The 1,982-nt window shown below is 63.0% G+C and carries 2 protein-coding genes and 1 pseudogene; 2 read left to right on the top strand and 1 reads right to left on the bottom strand.

The genetic code is table 11. The annotated features are described in order from the left end of the window. Positions 1-328 (top strand): annotated as a pseudogene (locus EN893_RS31290) (hypothetical protein); the annotation flags it as partial. Positions 329-532: 204 nt separating this feature from the next. On the opposite strand, the gene dksA reads toward EN893_RS31290, so the two are convergent. Then, on the bottom strand, positions 533-949 hold the full coding sequence (dksA, locus tag EN893_RS31285; RefSeq protein WP_013531862.1) for an RNA polymerase-binding protein DksA: 417 nt from the start codon (positions 947-949) through the stop codon (positions 533-535). Positions 950-1,279: 330 nt separating this feature from the next. On the opposite strand from dksA, the gene EN893_RS31280 reads away from it, so the two are divergent. Beyond that, the gene (locus EN893_RS31280) at positions 1,280-1,783 is read left to right on the top strand and encodes a histidine phosphatase family protein (protein WP_127270625.1); all 504 of its coding nucleotides are present in this window, start codon (positions 1,280-1,282) and stop codon (positions 1,781-1,783) included. The last annotated feature ends 199 nt before the right edge of the window (positions 1,784-1,982 follow it).

The following is a 1,982-nucleotide window of genomic DNA, read 5'->3' as shown; positions in this document are numbered from 1 at the left end:
CGCCCCACAGCCGGTGACCACGACGCCCGCCCGCCCGCGTCCAACAGCGCCGCCGGCACCTGCAACGAAGCCGGCAACGCAAAGCTATCAGCCGACCAATGTCACGCCGTTGCCGGCCTACGGCTCCGCCAATGCCAACACCGCCCGGCACGCCCCGCCACCACCGCAGCCGGTGCAGGACAGCATCGACGACACGCTGATGAGGGAGCTCGAAGTGTCGCTGGACCAGCCCCGTTCGGGCGGCCCGGTGGGCAAGCCGGCGGCGCCGCAGTCGCTCGACGACGAGATGACCAAGCTTCTCGGCGAACTCTCCAGTCAGAAGAGATGAGCGGCGGCCGGGTCGCTATCCCGCGAAACATCGTCGCCGGTCCGCTGCCGAACCACCTCGTCCAAGCGCCAAATATCAAGGGTTTGCGGCCTTCGCGCGCCTCAGAGCGGTGGATGCCGCACCAATAGAAATGGCCGGAAAACCGGCCATTTTCAGGATCGAGTTCGTTCGGGACAGCCGGCCGTGCGCCGCCGGCCTTGACCTTCAGTCGTCGCGATAGACTTTTTCGCGGCGCTCATGCCGCTCCTGCGCTTCGATCGACAATGTCGCGATCGGACGCGCATCGAGCCGCTTCAGCGCGATCGGCTCGCCGGTCTCTTCGCAATAGCCGTAAGTGCCTTCGTCGATGCGCTGCAGGGCGGAGTCGATCTTTGCAATGAGCTTGCGCTGACGGTCACGGGCCCTGAGTTCGATGGCACGGTCGGTTTCCGAAGAGGCGCGGTCGGCCAGATCGGGGTGGTTGGCGTTTTCTTGCTGCAGGATTTCCAGTGTTTCGCGCGCTTCGCGCAATATGTCATTCTTCCAGGTGACGAGCTTTGAGCGGAAGTAGGATTTCTGCCGCTCGTTCATGAACGGCTCGTCTTCGGAGGGTACGTAATCGGCGGTAACGATGTCGTTCATTCGACTCACCCAAACTGCCCCAAATTTGGCGCCTATATATTCGTCGTCCGACGCCTGCACAAGCGCAATCGGCCGCTGTTTCACGCAATTGTTAAAGTATCCCGCCACGGGTCTTTGCAGCCGCGTACGGTCGCTTTGGTACAAACTCCGCCGAGACACTTTGGATCCGGTGGCACATGCTTTCCGAGATCGGCCGTGATCCCGGGGCGATACGCAAGCGCCTTTGCAGCAAGCAGCATTGGGTGATTCGCTGTGTTTGAAGAGCACGGGCATTGTGCGCAACGCCGTTCTCGTGGCTAATCCCGGGAGGCTTCGGCATTCGGAGGTTGGGTGAGCAGGCTTTATCTGTTGCGACATGCAAAGGCTGGCTGGGCACTGCCCGGCATGCGGGATTTCGATCGCCCGCTCGACGCGTCCGGCCGTTCCGATGCCGAAATGATGGGCGCCGCCATGCGCTCCCGCCTCTATGTTCCGGACCGCACACTCTGCTCCAATGCCAAACGCGCCAAGGAGACGCTGGAAGGCCTGGCCGGCCAGACCGACACCGGCCGGGTCTTGTTCTTCGACGCGCTCTACAGCGCGGACGCGGCCGGTTACCTCCACCTTATCCGCGACAATGGCGGATCGGGCTCATTGCTGGTCATTGGCCACAACCCGATGATGGAAGACCTCACCATGGCAGTTTCGGGCGACGGCGACGAAACCGCGCGGGCCACGCTGAACCACGGGTTTCCGACCGCAGGCCTGGCGGTCGTCCGCTTCGACGGCGATCTTGCCAGCGCCGCTCAAGGCGCCGGCTATCTCGAAGCGTTCCTGACGCCGGCCGATCTCTGAAGCCATTTCAAAGCCTGGTTGTAGAGCCTATATCGGGCGGACCGAAGTCCGAGAGAGCATATTTTGGCATCATCGCTGACCACCTTCACCGACGAGGCGAGGATTGCCCTCGACACGCTGTCAGGCCGCGCCACCGGGCTTTTTTGCCCATCGCTGCGCCTCGGCGTGACCGGATTGTCCCGCGCCGGCAAAACAGTGT

Origin of the sequence: Mesorhizobium sp. M7A.F.Ca.CA.004.04.2.1 (assembly GCF_004022825.1) — a bacterium.
In the GTDB taxonomy this organism is placed as follows: Bacteria; Pseudomonadota; Alphaproteobacteria; order Rhizobiales; family Rhizobiaceae; genus Mesorhizobium.
This window is presented reverse-complemented; position numbering and strand designations above follow the sequence as displayed.